Source organism: Microvirga sp. P4_G7 (genome assembly GCF_056401005.1).
The window spans coordinates 1-656 of sequence record NZ_JBFUKD010001121.1 but is presented as its reverse complement, the minus strand read 5'-3'; the positions used below and the strand labels follow the sequence as shown (position 1 = coordinate 656).

1 pseudogene is annotated in these 656 nt (G+C 60.7%); it reads left to right on the top strand.

Features of this window, described 5'->3' with window-relative positions:
• Positions 1-552 (top strand): annotated as a pseudogene (locus AC1DT3_RS23400) (DNA-directed RNA polymerase subunit beta'); the annotation flags it as partial.
• Positions 553-656: the final 104 nt, after the last annotated feature.

Sequence of the window (656 nt, the reverse complement as noted above, 5' to 3'; positions counted from 1 at the left end):
CCGCACGACATCCTGGCGATCAAGGGCGTCGAGGAACTCGCGGCTTATCTCGTGAACGAGATCCAGGAGGTCTATCGCCTCCAGGGCGTGCTCATCAACGACAAGCACATCGAGGTGATCGTTCGCCAGATGCTGCAGAAGGTCGAGATCACCGAAGGTGGCGATTCCGAACTTCTGACGGGCGAGCAGATCGACCGCCTCGAGCTCGAGGAAATCAACGAGAAGCTCGTCGCCGAAAAGAAGAAGCCCGCCGTCGGCGTGCCGGTTCTGCTCGGTATCACGAAGGCCTCGCTCCAGACCCGCTCGTTCATCTCGGCGGCGTCGTTCCAGGAGACCACCCGCGTCCTTACGGAAGCGGCGGTCAACGGGAAGGTCGATACGCTGGAAGGCCTCAAGGAGAACGTCATCGTCGGCAGCCTGATCCCGGCCGGCACGGGCGCGCTCAATTCGCAGCTCAAGGCCGTGGCGACCCGTCGCGACGAAATGATCCTGCAGCAGAAACGCTCGGAATCGCAGGCCAAGGTCAGCGAACTGCCCCCCGCAGCCGAGTAATTCTCCGGCACATCGAAATCGAAAAGGCCGCCTCCGGGCGGCCTTTTTTGTTTGTGGCGCGCGTCGGCTCTTGACTTTAAGAGAACTGTGATTCGTTATGATAT